At 71.7% G+C, this 22,051-nt stretch carries 19 protein-coding genes; 8 read left to right on the top strand and 11 right to left on the bottom strand.

The features are described 5' to 3' along the window. Positions 1 to 42: 42 nt before the first annotated feature. The 5 genes from DVS28_RS07340 to DVS28_RS07360 all read right to left on the bottom strand — a co-directional run bounded on the left by DVS28_RS07340 (position 43) and on the right by DVS28_RS07360 (position 4,999). Positions 43 to 486, bottom strand: a complete 444-nt coding sequence (locus DVS28_RS07340; protein ID WP_114590883.1) for a hypothetical protein — start codon at positions 484 to 486, stop codon at positions 43 to 45. A gap of 31 nt (positions 487 to 517) precedes the next feature. Then, positions 518 to 1,384, bottom strand: a complete 867-nt coding sequence (locus DVS28_RS07345; protein ID WP_114590884.1) for an alpha/beta fold hydrolase — start codon at positions 1,382 to 1,384, stop codon at positions 518 to 520. A 70-nt stretch (positions 1,385 to 1,454) separates the two neighbouring features. Next, positions 1,455 to 2,684, bottom strand: a complete 1,230-nt coding sequence (locus DVS28_RS28240; RefSeq protein ID WP_216826457.1) for a S8 family serine peptidase — start codon at positions 2,682 to 2,684, stop codon at positions 1,455 to 1,457. A 119-nt stretch (positions 2,685 to 2,803) separates the two neighbouring features. Continuing rightward, positions 2,804 to 3,703 carry a GNAT family N-acetyltransferase gene (locus DVS28_RS07355; protein WP_216826458.1) on the bottom strand — a complete coding sequence of 300 codons (900 nt, stop codon included), beginning with the start codon at positions 3,701 to 3,703 and terminating at the stop codon, positions 2,804 to 2,806. Between the two features lie 27 nt (positions 3,704 to 3,730). Continuing rightward, positions 3,731 to 4,999 carry a site-2 protease family protein gene (locus DVS28_RS07360; RefSeq protein WP_164710108.1) on the bottom strand — a complete coding sequence of 423 codons (1,269 nt, stop codon included), beginning with the start codon at positions 4,997 to 4,999 and terminating at the stop codon, positions 3,731 to 3,733. A gap of 95 nt (positions 5,000 to 5,094) precedes the next feature. Here DVS28_RS07360 and DVS28_RS07365 point away from each other — a divergent pair, with 95 nt between their 5' ends. Genes DVS28_RS07365 through DVS28_RS07375 form a run of 3 tightly spaced genes read left to right on the top strand, consistent with a single transcriptional unit; the run spans position 5,095 to position 10,044 of the window. After that, positions 5,095 to 7,719, top strand: a complete 2,625-nt coding sequence (locus DVS28_RS07365) for a valine--tRNA ligase (protein WP_114590886.1) — start codon at positions 5,095 to 5,097, stop codon at positions 7,717 to 7,719. Then, the gene (locus DVS28_RS07370) at positions 7,712 to 8,719 is read left to right on the top strand and encodes a hypothetical protein (protein ID WP_114590887.1); all 1,008 of its coding nucleotides are present in this window, start codon (positions 7,712 to 7,714) and stop codon (positions 8,717 to 8,719) included. The genes DVS28_RS07365 and DVS28_RS07370 overlap by 8 nt, the downstream gene beginning before the upstream one ends. A 2-nt stretch (positions 8,720 to 8,721) precedes the next feature. Next, on the top strand, positions 8,722 to 10,044 hold the full coding sequence (locus tag DVS28_RS07375) for a bifunctional folylpolyglutamate synthase/dihydrofolate synthase (RefSeq protein WP_114590888.1): 1,323 nt from the start codon (positions 8,722 to 8,724) through the stop codon (positions 10,042 to 10,044). A gap of 28 nt (positions 10,045 to 10,072) precedes the next feature. Here DVS28_RS07375 and DVS28_RS07380 read toward each other — a convergent pair whose 3' ends face one another. Both DVS28_RS07380 and DVS28_RS07385 read right to left on the bottom strand, forming a co-directional pair. After that, positions 10,073 to 10,768, bottom strand: coding sequence for a TlpA family protein disulfide reductase (locus DVS28_RS07380; RefSeq protein WP_114590889.1), 696 nt, complete (start codon positions 10,766 to 10,768; stop codon positions 10,073 to 10,075). Further along, complete coding sequence (locus DVS28_RS07385; RefSeq protein ID WP_114590890.1) at positions 10,765 to 11,322, bottom strand: disulfide bond formation protein B; 558 nt, start codon at positions 11,320 to 11,322, stop codon at positions 10,765 to 10,767. The genes DVS28_RS07380 and DVS28_RS07385 overlap by 4 nt, the downstream gene beginning before the upstream one ends. A 193-nt stretch (positions 11,323 to 11,515) precedes the next feature. On the opposite strand from DVS28_RS07385, the gene ndk reads away from it, so the two are divergent. The 3 genes from ndk to DVS28_RS07400 all read left to right on the top strand — a co-directional run bounded on the left by ndk (position 11,516) and on the right by DVS28_RS07400 (position 14,413). Next, positions 11,516 to 11,920, top strand: a complete 405-nt coding sequence (gene ndk / locus DVS28_RS07390; RefSeq protein WP_108664541.1) for a nucleoside-diphosphate kinase — start codon at positions 11,516 to 11,518, stop codon at positions 11,918 to 11,920. 71 nt (positions 11,921 to 11,991) lie between these two features. Next, positions 11,992 to 13,176 (top strand): aminotransferase class I/II-fold pyridoxal phosphate-dependent enzyme, encoded by a 1,185-nt coding sequence (locus tag DVS28_RS07395; protein ID WP_114590891.1) that lies wholly within the window; start codon positions 11,992 to 11,994, stop codon positions 13,174 to 13,176. 7 nt (positions 13,177 to 13,183) lie between these two features. Further along, positions 13,184 to 14,413 (top strand): M20/M25/M40 family metallo-hydrolase, encoded by a 1,230-nt coding sequence (locus tag DVS28_RS07400; RefSeq protein ID WP_114590892.1) that lies wholly within the window; start codon positions 13,184 to 13,186, stop codon positions 14,411 to 14,413. A 22-nt stretch (positions 14,414 to 14,435) separates the two neighbouring features. On the opposite strand, the gene DVS28_RS07405 is transcribed toward DVS28_RS07400, so the two are convergent. Further along, positions 14,436 to 14,993 carry an FAD-dependent oxidoreductase gene (locus tag DVS28_RS07405; protein WP_216826459.1) on the bottom strand — a complete coding sequence of 186 codons (558 nt, stop codon included), beginning with the start codon at positions 14,991 to 14,993 and terminating at the stop codon, positions 14,436 to 14,438. A gap of 38 nt (positions 14,994 to 15,031) precedes the next feature. Then, positions 15,032 to 17,188 carry an EAL domain-containing protein gene (locus DVS28_RS07410; protein ID WP_114590894.1) on the bottom strand — a complete coding sequence of 719 codons (2,157 nt, stop codon included), beginning with the start codon at positions 17,186 to 17,188 and terminating at the stop codon, positions 15,032 to 15,034. A 197-nt stretch (positions 17,189 to 17,385) separates the two neighbouring features. Here DVS28_RS07410 and DVS28_RS07415 point away from each other — a divergent pair, with 197 nt between their 5' ends. Then, positions 17,386 to 18,138 (top strand): YceI family protein, encoded by a 753-nt coding sequence (locus DVS28_RS07415; RefSeq protein ID WP_216826460.1) that lies wholly within the window; start codon positions 17,386 to 17,388, stop codon positions 18,136 to 18,138. Positions 18,139 to 18,212: 74 nt separating this feature from the next. Here the strand turns inward: DVS28_RS07415 and DVS28_RS07420 are convergent, their stop codons facing one another. Both DVS28_RS07420 and DVS28_RS07425 read right to left on the bottom strand, forming a co-directional pair. Then, a complete protein-coding gene (locus DVS28_RS07420) occupies positions 18,213 to 18,410 on the bottom strand; it encodes a hypothetical protein (protein ID WP_114590896.1) in 198 nt (65 codons plus the stop codon). A 61-nt stretch (positions 18,411 to 18,471) separates the two neighbouring features. After that, entirely contained in the window at positions 18,472 to 21,576 is a 3,105-nt protein-coding gene (locus tag DVS28_RS07425) for a helix-turn-helix transcriptional regulator (RefSeq protein ID WP_342795435.1), read from the bottom strand. Between DVS28_RS07425 and DVS28_RS07430 the strand changes: the two genes are divergently transcribed. Further along, positions 21,511 to 21,960 carry a JAB domain-containing protein gene (locus DVS28_RS07430; protein WP_114594042.1) on the top strand — a complete coding sequence of 150 codons (450 nt, stop codon included), beginning with the start codon at positions 21,511 to 21,513 and terminating at the stop codon, positions 21,958 to 21,960. The genes DVS28_RS07425 and DVS28_RS07430 overlap by 66 nt on opposite strands. Positions 21,961 to 22,051: the final 91 nt, after the last annotated feature.

The following is a 22,051-nucleotide window of genomic DNA, read 5'->3' on the forward strand; positions in this document are numbered from 1 at the left end:
CCAGTGCCTGGTCCTGGGGGCCCGTCCGGGCCCGGTGACCGACTAGGCCTCGCGGACCGCGTGGTGGTCGACCGCGCCGGGGACGTCGTCGTCGGCGTCGTCGACGCGGACGGCCTGCTCCTCGGCGGGGACACCGGCGTCGGGCTGGCCGCTGTCGTCGACGTGCGGTTCGGTGAGCGGCCGCTCGGCGACGAGGTCCTTCTCGTTGTCGATGCCGGTCGGGGTGTCGGCGTCATCGGCCAACGACGTCGACGTGGTGCCCTCCACCGGGCCGCGCTCCACCGGCTGGTCGGGGCGTTCGCGTGCCAGCTTGCCGTCCAACGACTCACCCTCGCGCTGCTCGGCCTCGGTCGTGCCGTGGGCGAAGGACGCAACGGGCTTCTGGGGCATCTCCGCCGGCAGCTTGTCGGCGTCGAGGCGCTCGCCGGACTGGTCGTCATGGTTCCGGGCGGTCTGGTCGATGGCGGGGGAGTCGTGGTCGGTCATGGCAGTGTCTCTACCCACGACCCGGGCCGATTCACACCCGTTCGAGCTGTCCCAGGAACCCGACCACTGCGTCGTCCAGGGCGTCCGGCGCATCCAGCTGGGGGCAGTGGGCCGCCCCCGGGACGATCTGCAGGCGTGCGTCCGGCATGGCCTCGACGACCAACGGGGCGATGGCGGCCATGCCCACCTCGTCGTGTTCACCGAGCAGCAGGAGGGTGGGCACGTCGACCTCTCCCAGGTGTGGCCAGGCCGGGGGTCGTTCGGCGGCCTCGCCCACCGGCGCTGCGGCCAACGCGCGACCGTTCATGTCGAGGAACAGTTCGCGTGCCTCGCCGGTGACCCGCCCCTCCGGCTGTCGTGCACCGTCCAGCCAGTACCGCGCCTCGATCCGGTTCAGCTCGGTGGTGTCGCCGGACGCGTCGGCCGCCCGGTAGTCCTCCTCCACGGCAGCCTCCGCCGGATCGGTCACCCAGCGGTCCTCGGGCGCCCCGGAGGGCAGGGCCCCGATGAGCACCAACCCGTCGACCCGGTTGGGGTTGGCGATCGTGCAGTCCAGCGCCAGCCCACCACCCATGCTGTTGCCGACCAGCACAGCCGTTGCCAGCCCTGCGTCGTCCATGACCGCCAGCAGGTCGTCGAGGTCGTCATGGGCCTCCGCGCGGTACGTGGTGTCGCCGAAGCCGCGTCGGTCGTAGGTGATGACCTGGACCCCGGCACGTTCCGCCCAGACCGGTGCGCAGCGCTCCCAGATCCGCCGGTCGCCCACGCCCGGGTGCAGCGCCAGGACTCCGGGTGCACCAACGTCCCCCCACCGGTCACCGCCAGCATCGCCGACCCGCTCTCGACCATCCAGCTCATCGTGTTCCTCCCCTGCCCACTCACCGGCTCGTGGCGGCATCCTACGCAGAACGGCCCGGACGCGGTGGGCGTCCGGGCCGGTCACTGCGGGAACGACCCGCGACGTTCGATCAGCAGCGGATGTAGCCCGCCCCGTCGCTGTCCCCGAAGCTGTCGCTCGCCGGGTTGAGGTTCCAGCTGTACAGCCGGGCGTCGAAATGGGCGTTCATGAACGCGCAGGTGTCGCCGCCCTTGGCGTCGGGGGCGTCCTCGTCGCCCATCAGCCAGGCGACCGACCGGCCGATGACGTCCAGCTCCGGGTCCGGTGTGATCGCGCCCCATCCGACGACGGCGTAGGGGGCGACGGGCAGGGTCGGGAGGGTTCCGAAGCCCACGCCGGAGGACGCGGGCAGCACCGCGCCTTCCTGCAGCGAGCGGCGCAGGTCCCACGTGTCGAGCTGGATCCCGTCGGCGTCGACCATCAGGCCCTCGGCGGTGATGCCACCGACGTGGCCGGTCCGCTGACGCGCCTCCAGCAGCACCGCGGAGGCGACACCGGCGGCCAACGGCGTGGCGAAGGAGGTCCCGGACGGGCTGGACAGCTCGGTGGTGCAAGTCGCGCAGTAGGGCAGGTCCTGGGTGAAGTCGGCGACGAACTCCGGCGACGTGCCCGACAGCAGCTCCTTGCCCTCGTCGTCACCCTCGGCGTAGCCCGCCATGGAGACGACCCACCACGGACCGGACGTGCCGTCGACCGACGCAAGCGACGGGTCGTTGGGCGACGCGCCGAAGTGCGCCTTGCCGCCCTCGACGACACCGGTGTAGCTGGAGGAGACGGCCGGCAGCGGCACGGCGGTGGCGAACCCGTAGGAGGTCGTGACGATGTCGATCCCGGGCTGGTCGAACGCCCAGTCCTCGGCGTCGGCACCGGAACCGGCGACGAACAGCACGATCGCCTCCGGGTTGCCGCGGACGACCGAACCGGCGACGCCGACGCCGTGGTTCGAGCCGTCGGGCAGGATCTTGCGGTCACGCCCGTCGAGGTTGACGGCGATGATGTTGGTGCCGGTGAAGTGGTACAGCTCGCCCTCCTTCAACGACGTCCAGAACGCTTCCCCGTCCTCCTCGTAGGTGCCGGACAGCGTCAGGACATGGCTGCTGTCGATCCCGAACTCGTCGAGGACGTCCTGGGTGACCGACGACTCCGCCACCTGGAAGAACTCGTGGTACGGGTTGATGCCCGAGTCGATCGGGGCCACCACGACCCGTGGGGCGGGCGGCGCGTGGACGGGGTCGGCCCCGGCAGGCAGCACGCTGCTCATCAGGGCGAGCAGAAGGACGGTCAGGGCAGCAAGGCGCACAGCAGGATCTCCGGTCGGAACGGCGGGTTCACCGTTCCTGTTCGCCACGAGGCCCTGCCGTTCCTCCTGTCGAATCGTTCAAATCCTGACGAGACAGTCGTCCACGAGGCGATCCAGCCCTACCGGGGGTCGCTGGACAGCAGGGCCCAGCGTTCGTGGTCGCGCCAGGCCCCGTCCAGGTACAGGTAGTCCCGCGAGTAGCCCTCGCGGCGAAAACCCAGCCGTTCGGCCAGGCGGATCGAGCGGGTGTTCTCCGGCCGGATGTTGGCCTCGGCCCGGTGCAGCCCCATGGTGTCGAACAGCTCGCCGAGCACCAGGCGCATACCGGCCTGCATCAGCCCACGGCCGGCGCAGGCCTCGAAGGCGTAGTAACCGAGGTAGGTGCTGCGGAAGACGCCCATGACGATCTCGTTGGCGTTGACGACACCGACCATGCCCTCGTCGCAGCGGATGACGAAGGACACGAACCGGTCCTCGGGTCGGTCGACCAGCGCCTTGAACCCGTCGAGGTCGTCGGGCGGCGACACCCACGGGGTGTGCAGCTTCGTGCTCGCCGCCACCGCGTCCAGGAACTCCTCTGCGTCGCCGTGGGTCAGCCGGCTGACGGTCACGACGTCGAGGTCCCGGTCCCGGTCGACGAGGTGGATGGCGTCCTCCTCGGCGCTGCGGAACCCGCGCGGTTGGCCGGAGTCGTCGTCGTGGCGGTCCGACCGGCCCCGGATCGACGTCATGGAGTTGGTCGGGTCGGCGTCCTCGTCGTCGCCGGCGAGGATGTCCGGCGAGTCGTCGCTGTCGTTGTCGTCCTTGTCGCTGGCCCGTCCGTCGTCGGAGACCTCGGGTTCCTCGCGCCGCAACTTGTGGCTGAGCGACTCGCCCCGGGCCTGCTCGGCCTCGGTGGTGCCGAAGGCCCGCGAGGCGAGCGGCCGATCATCGGGGAACTCCTCTGGCAGGAGGTCGGCGTCGAGCGCCTCCCCGTCCTGGTCGGGGTCGTTGACGATGGTCGGCCTGTGTTCGCTCATCACGTCATCCTGTCGGCATCCGTCACGTCATTGAACACCCATACGGGCGATGATGTCGCCGAGACGGGGATCGGAGCGGACCTCGGCGAACACCGGGTCGGCCTCCAGCCGCCGCTGGTCGGTCCATCCGCGGTCGGTCGCCATGTACAGCCAGCGAACGGCCCCGTCGATGTCGCGCAGGCCGGCCCGGGCCGCCGCGGCCGTCACCGCGTGCTGCCAGTGCCCGTCGGGGTCGGTGTTCCAGCCGCCCTCGGCCGCCTGGAGCGCACGTTCGTAGCGGCCGCCGGCCACCAGGGCCGCGGCGATCGTCGACAGCGCCGCCGGACCGAGCCGTTCGTGGTCCTGCTCGGCGAGGCGCTCGAGGTCGTCGAACCGTCGGGTTCGTGCGAGGACCGCGGCCAGCGCCTGGGCAGCCGGTCGGCCGGGGCGCAGCTGGTACTCCTGGGCCACCATCTCCACGGCCTCGTCGTTGCGCCCCTGTCCCAGCGCCTGCTCGGCCATCGCGAGGGTCCGCTGCAGCTGCGGGCTGACCGCGTGGCCGGCGGGGCCCGCTGACGGGGCGTTGTGGTCGACCGGTGCCGGGTCACGAAGTGCGCCGAGCCGGCGCACGTTCTGCAGGCCCAGGAAGAAGGCGATCAGCAGCAGGAAGAACTGGCCGTTGGTCGCCGCCCAGTAGCCGCCGAACGCCGCGATCAGGATCGAGACGATCGACGTGATCCTGGCGGCGGCCTTCACCTTCACGAGGTCCAGCAGCGCCTCGAGGGACTGGCCGCCGTCCAGCGGGTACAGCGGCACGAGGTTGAGGATGCCCCAGCCGATGTTGATGAACAGCAGGTCGAGGAACAGCAGCTCGGGCAGCTGGTCGGTCGCCAGGGACGCACCGAACGACAGCCGCATGATCTGGCCGAAGGAGCGTCCCTCGAGGCGGTCGAGCCCGAGGAGGCCGGCCTGCATGCCCACGTAGGCGATGGCGCCCAGGGCGAGCCCCACGCCGGGACCGGCGAGGGTCGAGACGAGCCGCCGGCCGGGTGTCAGCCGCCCCTCCGCCGAGGTCAGGCCGCCCATGGCGTACAGGGTGACCTGCGGTTCGCGGCCGAAGGACCGGAACGCCACGGCATGGCCCAGCTCGTGCCAGAGGATCCCGGCGAACACCATCGCGACCCACTCGAGGGCGAGCACGATGTCGAGGCCGCCGCTGTAGGCCGCCCGTTGCAGGCCGAAGAGTCCCATGATGATCCAGAAGGACGCGTCGACCCTGACGGGGATGGATCCGATCCGGAAGGTGAGTCCGCGCATGGGGGCCATCCTGCCCGTGGATGCCACCGGCCGCGGGAAGCCGGTCGATCGGGCGGGCCGGCGAGGTGGTGGCTCGGCCCTACACTGCTGCTCCCATGAACCTTCCGAAGAGCTATGACCCGACGACGCTGGAGGCCGACCTCTATCAGTGGTGGGAGCGTTCCGGCTTCTTCCACGCCGAGGCCGACGACGACGGGGAGCCGTTCTCCATCGTCATCCCGCCGCCGAACGTGACCGGGTCGCTGCACATCGGGCACGCCCTGGACAACACCCTCCAGGACGTCCTGGTCCGGCGTGCCCGCATGCAGGGCAAGAACGCGGTGTGGCTCCCCGGCACCGACCACGCCGGTATCGCCACACAGACCGTCGTCGAGCGCCAGCTCGCCGAGCAGGGAAAGACCCGCCACGACCTGGGTCGCGAGGCGTTCCTCGAGCGGGTGTGGGAATGGAAGGAGGAGTCGGGCGGCACGATCCTGCAGCAGCTGCGCCGCCTGGGCTGCTCGTGTGACTGGGAGCGCGAGGCGTTCACCTTCGACGAACCCCGCTCCACCGCGGTCCGCAAGGTCTTCTGCGACCTGTTCGACCAGGGGCTGATCTACCGGGGCAACCGGCTGATCAACTGGGACCCCAAGGCCAACACGGCGCTGTCGGACATCGAGGTCGACCACGTCGAGATCCAGGGCTCGATGACCCACTTCCGCTATCCCGCTGCCGATGGCGGCGAGGGTGTGGTCGTGGCCACCACCCGGCCCGAGACGATGCTGGGTGACACCGCGGTCGCCGTCCACCCCGACGACGAGCGCTACACCGACCTGATCGGCCGGACGGTCGTCGTGCCGTTCGTCGACCGCGAGATCCCCGTCATCGCCGACGACCACGTCGACCCCGAGTTCGGCACCGGTGCGGTCAAGGTGACGCCGGCCCACGACCCCAACGACTACGAGATCGGCCTGCGGCACGGCCTCGAGATGATCGACGTCATGACCGACGACGCCGTCATCAACGCCAACGGCGGCCCCTACGAGGGGCTCGACCGGTTCGAGGCGCGGAAGAGGATCCAGACCGACCTCGACGGCCTGGGGCTGCTGGTCAAGGTCGAGCCGCACACCCACTCCGTCGGCCACTCCTCCCGCACCAAGGTGCCGATCGAGCCGCGGCTGTCCGACCAGTGGTTCGTCGACGTCGGCCCGCTCGCGGAGAAGGCCATCGCCGCCGTCAACGACGGCCGGACCCGCTTCGTGCCCGAGCGGATGTCCAAGCAGTTCATCTCCTGGCTGGAGAACCTGCACGACTGGTGCATCTCCCGGCAGCTGTGGTGGGGTCACCGGATCCCGGCCTGGTACGACGAGGACGGTGGCATCCACGTCCTCCGGGAGGACCCGACGGAGGAGCAGATCGCCGAGCTGCGCCTGACCCATCAGGACGAGGACGTCCTCGACACGTGGTTCTCCTCCCAGCTGTGGCCCTTCACCACGCTCGGCTGGCCCGAGGAGAGCCGCGAGTACGACACCTGGTTCCCGACCTCGGTCCTCGTCACCGGCTACGACATCAACACCTTCTGGGTCAGCCGGATGCTGATGATCTCCATGCACCTGCTGGACGAGGCGCCCTTCCACACCGTCCTCAACCACGGCCTCGTCCGCGACGAGCACGGCAAGAAGATGTCGAAGTCCTTCGGCAACGTCATCGACCCGCTCGACCTCATCGAGAGCTACGGTGCCGACGCGCTGCGCTTCGCCCTGCTGCGCCAGGCGCCGCCGGGGCAGGACGTCCCGCTGGCCGAGGACTGGGTCGAGGGCGGCAAGCGCTTCGCCAACAAGCTGTGGAACGTCGCCCGCCTGGTCATGGACCGCGCCGGAGACACCACGGTCGACGCGCCCCTGCCGCCGATGGCCGAGCTTCCGCTGGAGGACCAGTGGATCCTCTCGCGGCTGGAGGCCACCCGCCTGGAGGTCGACGCGGCCTACGACGCCTACGACGTCTCGCCGGCGGCCCGTGGGCTGTACCACTTCATCTGGGACGAGTTCGCCGACTGGTATCTCGAGCTCGCCAAGCTGCGTGACGACGACGCCAGCAGGACGGTCCTGGTCACCGTGCTCGACCGGGTGCTGCGGATGCTCCACCCCGTCATGCCGTTCGTCACCGAGGCGATCTGGCGTGCGCTGACCGACGCCGACGAGCAGACCTCGCTGATGCGGTCGACGTGGCCCGAACGGATCGCGCCCCGCGACGAGGCCGCAGAGGCCAGCTTCGGCGCCGTCCAGGAGGTCGTGACCGCCTTGCGACAGGTGCGTGCGGAGTACGGCCTGGCCCCGAAGACCCACATCACCGTGGCGGCGGTCTGCACCGGCGACGTCCAGCAGGTCCTCGCCGCAGGACAGGACGGCATCTGCCGCCTGGCCGGCGTGGAGGACTGGACCTTCGTCGACGCCGCCCCCAGCGGGCTGATCGGCAAGGTGCTGGCCGCAGGCGCCGAGCTGTACGTGCCCCTGGAGGGCATCGTCGACGCGGGCGAGGAGCTCGACCGGCTGAAGCGCGAGCTGGCCGACGCCGAGAACGAGAAGCGTCGTGCCGAGGGCAAGCTGGGCAACGAGTCGTTCGTCTCCAAGGCGCCCGACCACGTGGTGGACACGGAACGCGAGAAGGTGGCCCACTGGGCCGACGCGATCGAGAAGCTGCGCGCGCAGATCGCCGAGCTGGACCAGCACGCCGGTGACTGACGGCCCGGTCCGCGAGACCGACCGGGGGACCGTGCCCCAGCCCCGGGCGGTCGCTGCCCATGTCGAGGCGCTCGACATGGCCGGCCTGGCGTTCGCGGCGAAGCGGCTGCTGGGCAAGGACCCGGCGCCCGTGTCTGGCCAGTTCACCATGTGGGCCCGCAGCGGCAAGCCGAGCCTGCCGCGCCTGACCGATCCCCTGTGGGAGGCGCTCGCGCCGCTGCACATCGGCCGACCCTCGAGCCCAGCGGCGGCGCTGTGCGATCAGGTGCTGACCGGCATGGAGCGCGACGGCACCGTCGGCCTGCGTGCCGCCGGCGACCTCGCCACGTCCGGCAAGAACGCCTTCCGCGCCGCCCCCCTGGAGCATGCCGACGGCGACCGGCGGGACGCCATCCGGCGCCAGCAGGCCCTCGTCGACGGCGTGAAGGCCTACTGGCGTGCCATCGCCGGCATCTACACGCAGGCACGCACGAGCATCGTGGCCGGCGACCACGACGGGGCCGTGGAGGTCCTGCGGGCCGGCCAGCAGCAGCTCGGCCCGACCGTGGACCGCATCGCCGGGCTTGCGCGCGAGGTCGTCGCCGCAGGCGAGAAGGCCGACGCCCCCGTCCGGACCGCTGACCGGGTCGAGGAGCCCTCGCCCACCGCGGAGGAGCAGGTCGCCCTCCAGGCGGCTGCGCAGGCTGCCGCCCAGGCGGCGCTGGCCGATCAGGCGACGCAGCAACAGCCCGTCGCCGACCCCGTCCGGACCCGACCGGGCATGTCGCCGGCGGGACCGCTGGCGTTGAGCGACGAGCAGGCCGAGGCGTTCGCCCGCAAGGAACCCATCGCCATCGAGGAGGAGCTGGAGGCCGAACGCGCACCGGTCGAGGTCCTGTCGACCAAGCCGGTCCGCAACCACCCGTTCCTGCCGATCGTGTTCCTGCTGATCGTCAGCGGCGTCGCGCTGTTCGTCCTCTACTCCATCATCAACGACCCCACCAACCCGCTGGGCGGCTGACCATGACCTTCGACGACGGGCTCCTCGATCACGACGAGGCCCTCCGAGTCCTGCAGGCGCGCGGCCCCGGCCGGATGGTGCCCGACCTCGACCGGATCACCGACCTGATGGCGCTGCTCGGCGACCCGCAGGACACCTTCGACACCGTGCACGTGACCGGCACCAACGGCAAGACGTCGACGACGGCGATCATCACGTCGCTGCTGACCACGGCAGGGCTGATCACCGGGTCCTACTCCAGCCCCCACCTGCAGGACCTGCGCGAGCGGATCCGCATCGCCGGGGTGCCGATCGGGCAGGACGACCTCGCCCGCCACGTCAGCTACCTCCAGCCGTTCCTCGCCGCCGTCGACGAGCGACACCCCGACGCCGTCACCTTCTTCGAGGCGTTGACGGCGTTGGCGTTGCTGCACTTCGCCGACGTGCCGGCCAACGTCGGCGTGCTCGAGGTCGGCATGGGCGGCACCTGGGACGCCACCAACGTCGTCAACGCCGCCGTGGCGGTCCTCACCCGGGTGTCGGTGGACCATCGCGAGCTCGGTGACACGCCGGCGGCGATCGCGGTGGAGAAGGCGGGGATCATCAAGCCCGGCGCCTTCGTCGTCGTGGCCGAGCAGGACACCGACGTGCTTGACGTGATCACGCGTCGGGCCGAGGAGGTCGAAGCCACGCTGAAGGTGGCCGGGAAGGACTTCGAGCTGCTCGGGCGGACCCCCGCGGTCGGCGGACAGCAGGTCGACATCCAGGGTGTCAACGGGACCTACAACGAGGTGCTGCTGCCCTTGTTCGGCCGTCACCAGGGCCGCAACGCCGCCCTTGCGCTGGCGGCCTTCGAGGCGTTCCACCGCTTCGAGGTCGAGGTCGAGGAGGAGCTGGTCCGGGAGGCGTTCGCCGCCGTTCGGTCGCCCGGCCGGCTGGAGCCGGTCCCGAGGTCCGAGCAGGCGCTGATCGTCCTCGACGGGGCGCACAACCCGGCGGGGATCGCCAGCCTCGCGGACGCGTTGACCACCGAGTTCGCGTTCGAGCGTCGGGTGGTGGTCCTCGGCGTGCTCGACGACAAGGACGTCGAGGCGATGGTCGCCGCGCTCGTCGGGGTGGCCGACCACGTCGTCGCGGTGCCGCCGGACAACGCCCGCGCCGCGGACCCCGAGCGGATCGCCCGTGCCTGCGCCACCCACGCGCTGTCGGTGGAGGTCGCCGCGGACGTGGAGGAAGCCATCGACCTGGCGTCGGGCGTCACCCGTCCGGCCGACGGCATCGTCGTGACCGGTTCGCTGTACCTGGTCGGCGAGGCCCGCGAGGCCCTCGGCCTGGACCCCGCCTGAGCAAGGCGGGGTCGACGGCGCTGCCGACCTACGCGGCTGGCCCGGCAGCCAGGGCGGTTGCCTCGGCGAAGCGTTCCGCGTCGATCTGGCCGCTGTAGCGGGCCACGACCGTGCCGTCGGCGTCGGTGAAGACCCACATCGGCGTGCCGCTGAGGCCCCAGGCCTCGGCCGCGGCGCCGTCGCTGTCGACCAGCACCTCACCGGGGAAGTCCTCGGACGCCAACCACTCGTCCGGTGGCCAGTTCGGACGGGCCGGGTCGTGCAGGGTCGACACGGCAACCAGCTGCACGCCGTCGGCCAGCTGCCCGTCAGCCACCCAGTCGCCGATCAGGGGCAGCTCCTCCTGGCAGTGGGGGCACCAGTGGGCCATGAAGACGACGGCCTGCGGGGCGCCCTCCCCGCCGATCGCCAGGGCCGTCCCGTCCGGCTCGTACCCGACGACCACGGGGGCCTCGGTACCGATCGCCGGGTCGGCGCCGGCCTGGGGGATGTCGGGCAGGACGGAACCGTCGTCGGCGGTCGCGGCCGGCACCCCGAGGGACGCATCCGACCCCTGGACGAGCAGGATGCCGACGCCGACGACGACCGCCAGCGCCACGACGGCGCCGATGACGGTCACGAGTCGGTTGCGCATGCCGGCACGACGTTCCTCGGCCTGTTCCTCGGCCAGCCGTTCGGCCCGGCGGGCCTTCTGGCGTTCGCGCTTGCTGGAGGTGGTGCTCACAGGATCTGCTCCTCGCGTGGGTGGGTCGTGGTGGACACCTCGCCCAGGGCGTTGCGGCGTTGGCCCCAGAGGGCAACGCCGAGCACCAGCACCACCAGGAAGGCGGTGCCGGCCATGATCGGGATGGTGATGAACCCGAGCCGTTCGACCCAGATCGCCGAGCACGGGTTGTTCGGGTCGCAGGTCACGCCGGCTGCCGGGCTGCGCTGCACGATCACGTGCCAGGTGCTCGTCAGCAGCCCCAGGCCCGCCAGGGGGACGGCGTAGGTGAAGACGTCGTCACGTCGCCGGAGCACGGCGGTCGTGGTGATCACGGCCAGGGAGTACATGAAGATGCGCTGGACCCAGCACAGCTCGCAGGGGACGTAGCCGGCGACCTCGGAGAGGTACAGGCTGCCGAGCGTGGCGGTGCCGGTGACGGACGCCGCGATCCCGACGGCGACGCCGGGCCGCGTGATGACGGCCTTGCCCCGGTCGGTCAGGGCAACGACGAGCACACCCACCCAGCAGAGCAGGGTGAGCAGCGTGAACAACCAGGTAACGGCGACGGTCATGGGGCGGGTCTCAGGGGAGAGGTCGGTCGAACGGGCGCATCGGTTCCACCATGGCCCCTGCTACCCGGCCTCGCCGGGTCCTTGGTCCCGTCATCGCCGGACGCTGGTCCCCCCGTGACCCGCGCGCCCCAAGCGGAGGGGGTGGCCGGTCGGCCGCGCCGGACACCCTGCGCAGCCGATACCCTGCGCGGCAATGGCTACCGAATCCACTCTGATCCTGATCAAGCCCGACGGTGTCCGTCGGGGCCTCATCGGCGAGGTCGTTCGCCGCATCGAGCGCAAGGGGCTGACCATCGACAAGATGGAGCTGCGCACCCTCGAGCGCGAGACCGCCGAGGAGCACTACGGCGAGCACCGTGAGCGCCCGTTCTTCGGCGAGCTCGTCGACTTCATCACCGGCGGTCCGCTGGTCGCCCTCGTCGTCACCGGCGAGTCCGCCATCGCTGCCATGCGCCAGCTGGCCGGCGCCACCAACCCGCTGGAGTCCGCTCCGGGCTCGATCCGTGGCGAGTTCGCCACCGAGATCGGCGAGAACATCATCCACGGCTCGGACTCCCCCGAGTCCGCCGAGCGCGAGATCAAGATCTTCTTCCCGTAGGGCACACGCGATCTCGACACGGGGCGTCCTCTGGGCGCCCCGTTCGTCGTGTTTCGATAGGCTGCCGGGCGATGACCGATCTTCCCGCCCCCGGCCGTTCCACCCGCTCGGTGCACCTGACCGAGCACGTCGACCCCGCCACCGGCAGCATCATCGCGCCGGTGCACACCAACTCGGCGTTCGCCTACGCCGACGTGCCGTCGTGGCGCGCGGCGGCACTCGGGGAGACGCCGGGACACATCTATGCCCGCAACTCCAACCCGACGACCGACCGGTTCGAGGCCAAGATGGCGGCGCTGGAGGGCACCGCGGCCGCCACCAGCTTCGGGACGGGCATGGCGGCCATCTCCACCACGCTGATGGCGTTGCTCGGACCCGGCCGTCGGGCCGTGACGGTCACCGACACCTACGGCGGCACCCACTTGATGTTCAGCCAGATCCTCCCGCGGTGGGGGGTTGACTGCGTCGTGGTCGACACCGACGACCACGAGGCGCTGGAGGCCGCGATCGCCGAGGGCTGCGACCTGCTGTACCTGGAGACGCCGACCAACCCGACGCTGAAGGTGCTCGACATCGCCCGCCTGTCGGCGGCCGCCCGTGCGGTCGGCGCCGTCACCGTGGTCGACAACACCTTCGCCACCCCGATCAACACACGGCCGGTGGAGTACGGGGCCGACATCGTGCTGCACTCGGCCTCGAAGTTCCTCGGCGGTCACGGCGACGTGCTCGGCGGCGTGGTGTGCGGCAGCGAGGAGCTGGTCCACCGCGTCTACGCCCTGCGCGAGATCATCGGCACCGGCATGGACCCGCACGTCGCCGCCATGTTCCTGCGGTCGCTGAAGACCCTCGGCCTGCGGGTCGAACGGCACAACGCCACCGCCCAGGCCGTCGCCGAGCACCTGGCCGCCCACCCGGCCGTCGAGCGGGTCGCCTACCCGGGCCTGCCCGACCACCCCGGCCACGACATCGCGGCCAGCCAGATGGAGGGCTTCGGCGGCGTCCTGAGCTTCTCCCTCGTCGGTGGCATGCCGGCCGTGGAGAAGGTCTGCGCGGAGCTGGAGTACGCCTACCTCGCCGCCAACCTCGGCCAGGTCGAGACCATCGCCGGACCGCCAGCGACGACCAGCCACGTGGAGCTCACCGACGCCGAACGGGCGGAGGCCGGCATCCCCGAGGGGCTGATCCGCTACTCCGTCGGCATCGAGGACACGGCTGACCTGATCGCCGACCTCGACCGCGCCCTGTCGGCCCTCTGACCCGCGGATGGGCGCGAGCACCGACGCGCTGCTCAGCGGCGAGGCGATCGCACGGACCGCCGCCGAGCTGATCGCGATCCCGTCGCTGGGGGGTGAGGAGGACGAGGTCCTCGCCGTCGTCACCCGCTGGTTGACCGACCACGGCGTCGCCGTCGAGCAGCGCGACCTGCCCGGCCGTGCCGTCGCCATCCACCCGTTCCACTCCGCGGAGGTCGACCGCGAGCGGATCCCCGTCCTGGTCGCCCGTGTGGGGCCCGCCGAACTGACACGCCGGCTGCTGGTCAACGTCCACGTCGACGTGGTCCCCGGCGCCGAGCAGGACGGCTGGACCACCGGGCCGTTCGACCCGGTGATCCGGGACGGCCTGCTGTACGGCCGCGGATCGGCCGACACCAAGGGTGGGCTCGCGGCGGCGATGCACGTCCTCGCCGCCCTCGCCCTCGAGCCGTCCAGCCTGACGGGGGAGGTCGTGCTGACCCCGGTGGTGGGGGAGGAGGACGGCGGGGCGGGCACCCTCGCCAGCCTGATCGCGGGGGTGCGGGCCGACGGCGCCATCGTCGTGGAACCGACCGACCTGGCGATCGCCCCGGCCAGCGCTGGGGCGCTGTGCTTCGCCGTGACCGTCGAGGGGCGCACCGCCCACGGCAGCGTCCGCCACACCGGGGTCTCGGCGATCGAGAAGGCCTGGTTGGTCCACCGTCGCATCCTCGACCTGGAGGCCGAACGGGCCGGCCGGCTGCACCACCCGCTCTACGACACCGACGTCCCGTTCCCGATCTGCATGGGACGCATCGAGGGCGGCGACTACCGATGCGACGAGGCGGCCTGGGTGCGGATCGAGGGCCGGTTCGGCACCGCACCGGACGAGCCGGTCGCCCGTGCACGCGCCGAGCTCGAACAGGCCGTGGCCGAGATCGCGGCGACCGACCCGTGGTTGACCGATCACGTGCCGGAGGTCGAGTGGATCGGGGCCCAGTGGGTCGGCGGGGACACGCCGACCGATGACGACATCGTGCGTGCGGTGCGATCGGCAGCCCCGGCCGCACCGGTCGTCGGGATGCCCTACGGCTGCGACCTCGGGCTGCTGCGGCAGGTCGGTGGTATCCCCGGCGTGGTCTGGGGGCCCGGCAGCGCCGACGTCGCCCACGCCCCCGACGAGCACGTTGCCGTGGCCGACCTCGAACGCTTCGCGAACATGCTGCTGGAGGTGGTTCGCACCTTCACGGCGCCGGACTGACCTCGCGGCAGGACGCCGTCGTTCAGTCCTTGGGCGGGGAGTCCCAGTCGTGCACGTCGTCCCCGGCCTCGCGGGAGAGGATGTCCAGCGCCGCCGACGCGCCGGCGCCCGCGGAGATGATCGCCTGGCTGCGGTTGGGTTTGGCCAGGCGACCCACGACGTAGACCCGGTCCACGCCGGTGCGGCCGTCCCGATCGGTGTCGACCCCGTTGGGCCCGCCCTCGATCCCCAAGGACTCCGCGAGGGACGTTGCGGTCTTGCCACCCGCGATGATCAGGTAGTCCGCGGAGGCGTCGGCGCCCGTGCCCTCGGTGGACACCGCGAAACGATCGCCGTCGACACGGACGGCCGTCACGGTCTCCTCCACCATGTCGGCGCCCATGTCGGTCACCTGCTTGCGGGCCACCGCCTGGAAGGCGCTCCCTCCGGTGTCGGGCACCCCGAGGTAGTTGTGCAGGTGTGCCCAGTGCATCGCCGTCTCGTCACCGCCGTAGACGGTCACGTGGTGGTCGTTCTTGGCCAGGAACAGGGCGGCGGACAGGCCGGCAGGCCCGTCCCCGATGACGATCGTGGAAGACATGCCGCCGATCATGCAGGACCTCGTGGCTCGGCGAAAGGCTACTGATCCTCGAGTGGCGGTGGTTTCCACACGCTCCAGTCGGCACATTCGAGGACGCCGATCTCCGGTGGGCAGGGTCGGCTGAAGCAGTAGCCCTGGGCGATGTCGGCGCCGAGGCGGGCGACGGCGGCGGCGTCGTCGGGGGTCTCGATGCCCTCCACGACGATGAGCTTGTCCTGTCCGAGGCCGAGGTCGATGGTGGAGGCGAGGAGGCGATGGCGGCGCGGGTCGGTGTGGATGCCCGCGACGAGGCCGCGGTCGATCTTGAGGACGTCGAAGGGCAGGTCGACGAGCTTGCGGATGGTGCTGGTCCCGGCGCCGAAGTCGTCGATCATGAGGGTGAACCCGGCGTCGGCGAGGGCGTGGACGACGCGGCCGGCCCGGTCGAGGTCGTGCATGATCGCGGTCTCGGTGAGCTCGAGGGCGAACTGGGCGGGGGCGCAGCCGACGCGTCGGACGATCTTCTCCAGCTTCTCGGGCAGGTCCTCGCTGCGGATCTGGACAGCGGAGAGGTTGATGCTGAGCAGCTCGGGGCCGAGGTCGCCGAGTCGTTGACGGAGCAGGGCTGCGGCGCGCATGACCTGCAGGCCGAGCTGGTGGATGGCGCCGGTCCGTTCGGCGGTGGCGATGACTTCCTGGACGGGGATGTCGGCGAGGTCGGTGTCGCTGAAGCGGACGAGGACCTCGGCCCAGCGGGGGGCGCGGTCGGTGAGGCGTCGGCCGGCCTGGGTGTGGATGACGATGCGACGGTCGGCGATGGCCTCCTCCAGGGCCAGCGCCCGTCCCAGCTCCTGCGCGGTGTCCAGGACGAGGGACTCCGACGCCGGCACGGGCGGGTCGTCGGCGCGAACCGCGGCCACCGCAAGGGCTGCGCGTGCACGGGTGAGGGCCGCAGCCGCGGTCGTGTGCCGGGACGCCTGGCAGACGCCGACCACCGGGTCCGCCAACGCCCGCAGGCCGTCGCGCACCGGCAGGGGGCCGGCCAGCGTCGCGTGGACGAGGTCGCCGATGTCGGCCCGGCCGGCCATGTCGACGAAGCCCAGCTCGCCGGTGCCGACCCGGCAGGTGGTCACCCCGAGCGCGTCGTCCAGCTGCTGGGCACAGACGGTCAGGAACTGGGCGGCCTGGCGTCCGCCGTAGGCGGCGGCGACGTCGTCGTAGCGGCGCAGGCGGACGATGACCACGGTGCCCCCGGACGGGGAGCGAAGGGCAGATCCGAGGGCGAGGTCAACGACGGCGGCTCCCGGCAGGCCCGTCTCGATGTCGGTGACCAGCTGCTGGCGCAGGTTCTCGTCGTGTTGCTGTCGCGCCACGGCGCTGCCGATCAGGTCGGCGGCCGTGTCGAGGAGGTTGACGAGGTGGGCGTCCCAGGAGGCGTTCGTGCTGCCGACGAACAGCAGGCTCCTGATCACGCCGTCGACCACCACGGGGGCGATCACCGCCGACCGGAGGCCGAGGACCTTCATCTCGCGGCCCGTGTCGAAGCGGCCGTCGGTCAGGCCGTCGACCACATGCACCGTGGTGCGTTCCTCGACCGCCCGGGCACACCAGGGGAGTCCGCTCAGGGCCGCCCCGCGGAGCTCGGCCATGTGGTCGCCGAGGACCTCCACGACCGAGGACTCATCGATCCGCAACCACGCGGCGGCGTCCACTCCCACCATCTGCCGAAGGCGTTCCAGCAGGTCGAGCAGCCCACCAGCCAGGTCCTCCTCCAGCAGGTGCCTGCTGAGGTCGCCGATCAGCTGCTGGCCGGCCCGCGCTTCCTGGACGCCCTGCTCGCGTTGCGCGTCGGAGGACCGGTCGGTGATCACCAGCGCGGCGCCCCCGATCCCGTCCTCGGCGGCGAACGGGCGGACATCGACGGTGACCGGCACCGTGCGACCGTCGATCGACAGGGACCCGTCGACGACGATCGGCTGCCCGGCCGCGATCGTCCGCACGAGCCGCGCGCGATCCAGGGGTGTCCTGTCCGGTATCGCCCACTGGGCACGGGCGTCGAGGGCGAGGAACGAGGCGGGGGTACGGCCGAGCAGGCGCCCTGCCGCGGGGTTGAGCCAGCGCACCCGGCCATCGAGGTCGGTGATCGCCGCGGCGCAGTCCATGCCCTCCAGGATCACGGCCCTGCCGTGCTCCGTCAGCCCCTCGCGCGCCTGCATGTGACCCACCGTCTCTTGTGACTACTCACAGTGATGGTACTGCGGTGTGCCATCGGCGTCACTACCCCGTTGGTCCGGTCCTGAGAGGGCGCTGTGATGTCGGCAAAGAGTTGGCCAAGGGAAGGGGGACGCCGCAACGGGCTGGCTACGGTCGGGACCATCGAAGCCCCGTGCACGCCGAGCAGGAGATCGTCACAGTGAACGCCAAGCCCCTCATCGGCGGCATCGCCGCACTCGCCGTCCTCGGCGCAGGGGTGGGTGTCTGGTACCTCAACCGCCCCGCCGCGGAGGAGGCCAGCATCGACAACGCCCTGGAGGCTGTCGCTGCCGATACCGACCCCGTCGCCGTGTCCGACGCAGCCGACGACGCCTCCACGGCAGACGAGCTCGACGACGTCAGCGGGACCTGGACGGTCAACACCGACGTCGGCACCTTCGACTTCGCGGATGCCACGTCGACCTTCGTGGGCTTCCGGGTGGACGAGGTGCTGGCCAGCGTCGGCGAGACCGAGGCGGTCGGCCGCACACCCGGGGTGACCGGCGAGCTGGTCATCGACGGCACGACCCTCACCGCAGCCACGATCGAGGCCGACTTCACCGTCATCGAGTCCGACGTGCCTCGCCGTGACGACGCGATGCAGCGAGCGATGGGTGTCGCCGAGCACCCCACCGGCACCTTCGTGCTGACCGAGCCCGTCGACTTCGGCGAGGTCCCCACCGCCGAGGACCGCGTCACGTTCTCCGCCGTGGGTGACCTGACGGTCAACGGCGTCACCAACGCCGTGACCCTCGACATGGAGGCCCAGGTCGCCGACGGCAACATCCTCGTCGTCGGGACGACCCCGGTGGTCTTCGCCGACTTCGAGATCGAGACACCGTCGAGCCCCGCGGTCGTGTCGCTGGAGGACAACGGGACCGTCGAGGTCCAGCTGTGGTTCTCCGCCGCCTAGTTGTAGTACCTGGGCACCGCGGGACCACGGCCGGGCCACCCCCTCAGATGGCCCGACCGCAGCTCCGGGTCCGGTCATCCCTGGTCCCGGTCGCGCATCCGCGCGGACTCGATCAACCCGGTCAGCTCCATCCAGCCCTCGAAGGGCTCGCCCGGACGGCCGTCCGGGCCGAGGACGAGTCCCCGGATGGGCGCGACATCGCGGTCGACGAGGACGGTCAGGCGCAGCCTGTCGTCGGTGGTCGGGGCGGTCGTGTCGGGTGGAGGAGCCACGGGACGAACACCCTTCCCCCGTCCCGATGTCGCCGCATCTGGGACCCACCCCGAACCTTCGTCAGCGGCGCTCGGCTGCCGGACCCCTCGTTGCGGGAAGGGCATCGTCGTCGGGGTCGGCGATCGCTGATTGCAGCTGTCCACGACTGGAGATGCCCAGCTTGCGATAGACGTTGCTCAGGTGGGTCTCGACGGTCTTGCGGGTCACGAAGAGCTGCTCGGCGATGACCCGGTTGCTGTGACCGGCGACGGCCCGCCGCGCCACTCGCAGCTCGGACGGGGTCAGCGCATCGACCCCCTCCACGGCGAGCTCCGGACGCCGGGCGCCGGCCACCTCGAGCTCCTCGCCGACACGGCGGACCAGCCGGTGGGCCCCGCACCGCTGGGCCTCGGCCAGACCAGTCCGCAGCATGGCTCGGGCGTCGCGACGGTGGCCCGCACGTCGCAGGGCCGCGCCCAGCTCGACGTGCACCTGCGCTCGTTCCAGCGCGGCGTCGGCGTCGGTCACCAGCGTCCGCGCACGGCCGAGCAGGTCGACCGCCTCGCCTCGGTCGTCGCTGATGCGGGCCCGCACACGGAGCGCGGCAGCGAGGGCCGCGGGCGCGCCGAAGGACTCCGCCAGAGCCATGTTGTGCTCGGCGTGCTCCCGTGCGGCGTCGAGGTCGCCCGTGCCCCGAGCCGCGAGGGCTGCCCCGCCCCGCCAGTCGCAGAAGGCGCCGGGGCCACCGGCGGACATGAAGTGCTCGCCGGCCCGGGTGAAGGCCGCCAACGCCTGGTCGTGTCGCCCACGAGCCAGGTCGACCGCCCCGCGCCCCGTCAGGTACCAGCCGTACAGCGGCGAGTCGCCCCAGCGCTGCTCGGCCCTGGGGTGGCTGACCGCGGCCAGCGCCTCGTCCTGGCGGTCACGTTCCAGGGACGCGACCGCCAGCGCATACCGCGACGCCGCGGACGTTGCGAGGGACGCCGCGGAGGTGTCCTCGGCCAGGCGGATCCCGTCGGTGCCGTCACCAGCGGCGTCGGCCAGGCGTCCCAGCATCAGGTTGCACAGGGCTCGAAGGGGCAGCAGCGAGGCGTGGGTCGTCATGTGTCCGCGCCGGCTGGCGACCTCGGTCAGCTCGTCGACGAACACCAGCGCGCGACGCCATCGTTCGCCGCGGAAGAGCGCCAGGATCAGCGGCTCGAGGATCGGCAACCCGGCTTCGCGCAGCAGGTCCGGTTCGGTCATGGCGCGATCGGTGAGGTCCACGAGCAGCGCGTGCGTGACCGGCGTCCCGTCCGCGGCGTTCTCGAGGCCGAGCGCCATCTGACCGGCGGTGATCGCCCGCAGGAGGGTCTGGAGGTGCTCGTCCGCGGGGTCGGCGGGGCAGAGGTCCTCCAGCCGGCGGGCGGTCTCACCCGATGGCTGGGAGTGCAGGTTCCTGGACATGTCCAGTCCGCCGAGCAGCCGTGCCTCGACCCGCGGGTCGAGGCGGACGTCGTCGGATCGCAGCCGGCGGGCGTGGTCGTAGGCACGGGCGGCGTCCTCGTAGCGGCCGGCGGCATAGAGGCTTTCCCCGAGCATGACGGCCACGGGCACCGTCGTCTCGGCACGGCTCGTCCGCGTCAGCGCCTCGCCGAGGTGGTCCAGGGCGCTGGCCATCCCAGCGGCGGCCTCCGCAGTGCCCAGTTCGACCAGCACCTGCACCTCGACGGCCGGATCAACCACCAGGTCGAGCGCGGTGTCGAGCAGCTCGACGGCGCGTGCTGGTGCGGCCCGTCGCATGGCGTCGGTGGCGGTGCGACGCAGCACGTCCACCGCCCACGGCTCGCGGATGGGTGAGGCGCGCAGCAGCTGCGAGGCCACGTCCTGGTCCCGTCGGGACAGCCCGTGCAGCACACGTGCAGCCGTGGCGTGCAGGCGCGCGAGACGCGCGGGCCCGAGGTCCTCGAGGACCGCCTCACGCACGATGGGGTGCACGAAGGTCGGGGTGTCCCCGGGGGAGAGGAGGGTCGAGGCGTACAGCTGGTCGAGAACGCCGGCGAGCTGGTCCTCGGTCAGGTCGGTCACGGCGGTCAGCACCTCGGGTGTCGCGGCGGACTCCAGTGCCGCCACCCCCGCGGCGACGTCGGCGGCGTCGCTCCCGAGCTGGCCCAGCTGGACGAGCATGGCGTTGCGGATACCGGCAGGCCGCAGGTCGTGCAGGTGGTCGGCAGCGGCGTCGTCGGGGACGATGGCTTCGTGTCGCACCGTGGCCACCAGCTGGTGGCAGAGGAACGGGTTGCCGGCGACCGCGTCGACCACGGACGTGCGGAACGCGTCGGTGGCCTCCGGCAGCAAGCGCGACACCAGGGTGCGCACGGCCGTCGCGGACAACGGTCGCAGCGACACGGTGGTGGACATCGTGGTCAGGTGGGCCAGCAAGCGGGTGATCTCCGTCGTGGTCGGCTCGCCGGTGCGAGCCGTCACCAGGACCACGACCGGCAGGTCCTCCACACGGGCGAGGAGGTAGCACAACCACCGAAGCGTCTGGGGGTCGGCCCACTGCGCGTCGTCGACGACGAGCAGCACCGGTCGGGTCTCCGACAGGTTCGCGACGGTCCAGTGCAGTCCGTGCACCCGCGGGAACGGGTCACCGTCGGCGGTGTCGAGCGCCGTGGCGTCCACCAGGGGTTCGGCAAGCGCGGCAGCCCCGTGCAGGACCCTGGCCCGTTCGTCGGGGTGGAGCCGTTCGAGCAGCTGCACCGCCACCCCCCACGGGTACCCGCGCTCGAGGTCCAGGCCACGGGCCTGCCAGACCCGAAACCCCTTTGCCTCGGCAGCGGTCGCGCACGCCTGGACGATGGAGGTCTTGCCGGTCCCTGCCGCCCCCTCGACCAGCACGCCTGCTCCCGCGCCCCCGCCGGCGCGGTGGAGCGCTGCGGCCACGGTGTCGAGCACCTCGTCGCGTTCGAGCAGGGACGACGTGGTCGGCCCCCCGTGTGCCGACCCACCTGCTCGCGCCGGTGACCCCATGACAGGGGTCAGGCTACACCGCGTGAAGTCGGCGCTGGAGCGCAGGTTCTCCACAGGTCGAGGCGACGTCGACGGACCCGCACACCGACGTCGTGGTTCGGTTGGACCATGACTGCCACGACCCTTGCCCCCGACGCGCTGCTCCCGCCCCACCGGCTCGTGCTGCCCGACCATCGTGGTCGACCCCACGTCGGCTGTCCCGAGGACGCCGACCGCCTGGTCAGGCCCCTGCTGGTCGGGCTGGACCGGGAACGCTGCCTGCTGCTGTCCCTCGACGCCCGCCACCGGCTGATCGCCACCGACGTGGTGTCGGTCGGCACCGCGACCCACACGTTCATGTCACCGCGCGAGATCTATCGCGACGCGTTGCTGCGCGGGGCCAGCGCGGTGTTCCTTGCCCACAACCATCCCTCCGGCGATCCCACGCCCTCCGACGCCGACCGCGCCATCACCCGCAGGCTGCATCGGGCAGGGGCCACGGTGGGTGTCGAGCTGCTGGACCACCTCGTCGTTGGGGACCACGAGTTCGTGTCGCTGGCACGAGAAGGCGTGTGCTGAACCCCGTCCCGGCCGTCCGTCCGGGCAAGGTCCATACGACAGGGGGCAGCGGGGCAACCGCATGCCTGCGACCGGGGCTACACTCGTGGGA

It is taken from the genome of Euzebya pacifica (assembly GCF_003344865.1).
Taxonomy (GTDB): domain Bacteria; phylum Actinomycetota; class Nitriliruptoria; order Euzebyales; family Euzebyaceae; genus Euzebya; species Euzebya pacifica.